The sequence below is a fragment of the Pseudoalteromonas sp. SG43-1 genome, from assembly GCF_014164415.1.
Classification (GTDB): Bacteria; Pseudomonadota; Gammaproteobacteria; order Enterobacterales; family Alteromonadaceae; genus Pseudoalteromonas; species Pseudoalteromonas distincta.
In genome coordinates, this window is record NZ_JACJFD010000056.1 from 1,818 (window position 1) to 3,217 (window position 1,400).

At 51.1% G+C, this 1,400-nt stretch carries 1 rRNA gene (only partly in view); it reads left to right on the forward strand.

What is annotated here, in order from left to right:
* Nucleotides 1-1,369 (forward strand): 23S ribosomal RNA (locus H5159_RS20950); it begins 1,716 nt to the left of the window's first position.
* Nucleotides 1,370-1,400 lie beyond the last annotated feature (31 nt).

Genomic DNA, 1,400 nt, shown 5'->3' on the forward strand with positions numbered 1-1,400 from the left:
GGTGATGAAGTTGTTGATGCCATACTTCCAGGAAAAGCCTCTAAGCTTCAGATTATATGGAATCGTACCCCAAACCGACACAGGTGGTCAGGTAGAGAATACTAAGGCGCTTGAGAGAACTCGGGTGAAGGAACTAGGCAAAATCGTACCGTAACTTCGGGAGAAGGTACGCTCCTATCTGTGATGAGACTTGCTCTCTAAGCGGACGGGAGCCGCAGTGACCAGGTGGCTGGGACTGTTTATTAAAAACACAGCACTGTGCAAAATCGCAAGATGACGTATACGGTGTGACACCTGCCCGGTGCCGGAAGGTTAATTGATGGGGTTATCCTTAGGGAGAAGCTCTTGATCGAAGCCCCGGTAAACGGCGGCCGTAACTATAACGGTCCTAAGGTAGCGAAATTCCTTGTCGGGTAAGTTCCGACCTGCACGAATGGTGTAACCATGGCCACGCTGTCTCCACCCGAGACTCAGTGAAATTGAAATCGCAGTGAAGATGCTGTGTACCCGCGGCTAGACGGAAAGACCCCGTGAACCTTTACTACAGCTTGGCACTGAACATTGAACCTACATGTGTAGGATAGGTGGGAGACTTTGAAGCAGCGACGCTAGTTGTTGTGGAGTCAACCTTGAAATACCACCCTTGTAGTTTTGATGTTCTAACGTTGGCCCCTGAATCGGGGTTACGGACAGTGCCTGGTGGGTAGTTTGACTGGGGCGGTCTCCTCCTAAAGAGTAACGGAGGAGCACGAAGGTTGGCTAAGTACGGTCGGACATCGTACGGTTAGTGTAATGGTAGAAGCCAGCTTAACTGCGAGACAGACACGTCGAGCAGGTACGAAAGTAGGTCATAGTGATCCGGTGGTTCTGAATGGAAGGGCCATCGCTCAACGGATAAAAGGTACTCCGGGGATAACAGGCTGATACCGCCCAAGAGTTCATATCGACGGCGGTGTTTGGCACCTCGATGTCGGCTCATCACATCCTGGGGCTGAAGTCGGTCCCAAGGGTATGGCTGTTCGCCATTTAAAGTGGTACGCGAGCTGGGTTTAGAACGTCGTGAGACAGTTCGGTCCCTATCTGCCGTGGGCGTTTGAGAATTGAGAGGGGTTGCTCCTAGTACGAGAGGACCGGAGTGAACGAACCGCTGGTGTTCGGGTTGTCATGCCAATGGCATTGCCCGGTAGCTACGTTCGGAACTGATAAGCGCTGAAAGCATCTAAGCGCGAAGCAGGCCTCGAGATGAGTTCTCACTAGACTTTTAAAGTCTCTGAAGGGCCGTTGAAGACTACAACGTTGATAGGCAAGATGTGGAAGTGGTGTGAGCCATTAAGCTAACTTGTACTAATTACCCGTGAGGCTTAACCATACAACGCCAAACGCGTTTTATGCGACAGTTT